This window comes from Frigoribacterium sp. CFBP 8754, from assembly GCF_014841815.1.
In the GTDB taxonomy this organism is placed as follows: domain Bacteria; phylum Actinomycetota; class Actinomycetes; order Actinomycetales; family Microbacteriaceae; genus Frigoribacterium; species Frigoribacterium endophyticum.
In genome coordinates this window covers 1-603 of record NZ_JACYUO010000017.1, presented here as the reverse complement: position 1 = coordinate 603, position 603 = coordinate 1, and the positions used below count along the sequence as shown (strand labels likewise).

Sequence of the window (603 nt, the reverse complement as noted above, 5' to 3'; positions counted from 1 at the left end):
GAGGCTGAGGCCCTTGGCGTTGGTGACGGTGAGGGTGCTGCCGGGCTCGGCGGTCCCGGTGAACGTGAAGGACTCGTTCGCGGTGTAGCCGGTGCTGACGTCGGCGGGGGTGTCGATCGTCACGGGTGCGATGGTGGAGGCGCGGGGTGCGAACCCGGCGAGGGTCGCGGTCTGCTGTCGGTCGGTCCCGGCGTCGGCGGTGAAGATCATGGTCCAGGTGTAGGAGCCCATGTTGCTGCGGGTCCAGGTCCACTCGCCGTCGCTGTTGGTCTCGACGGCGGTGCCGAGGCTGAGGCCCTTGGCGTTGGTGACGGTGATCTCGGCGCCGGGCTCGGCGGTGCCGCCGAAGGTGAACGCGGTGTCGGGGGTGTAGCCGGTGGCGACGTCGGCGGGGGTGTCGATCGTGACGGGCGCGGTCTGGGCCTGGCGGGGTGCGAACCCGGTCAGGCGGGTCGACTGGGCGCGGTCGGTCCCGGCGTCGGTGGTGAAGTCCATGGTCCAGGTGTAGGAGCCCATGTTGCTGCGGGTCCAGGTCCAGTCGCCGTCGGAGTTGACCTCGACGGCGGTGCCGAGGCTGAGGCCCTTGGCGTTGGTGACGGTGAG

1 protein-coding gene is annotated in these 603 nt (G+C 70.8%); it reads right to left on the bottom strand.

Going from position 1 to position 603, the window contains the following annotated elements:
* Positions 1-603 (bottom strand): Ig-like domain-containing protein (locus tag IFT72_RS15620; RefSeq protein ID WP_197981593.1); only part of this gene is annotated, 603 nt, incomplete at both ends.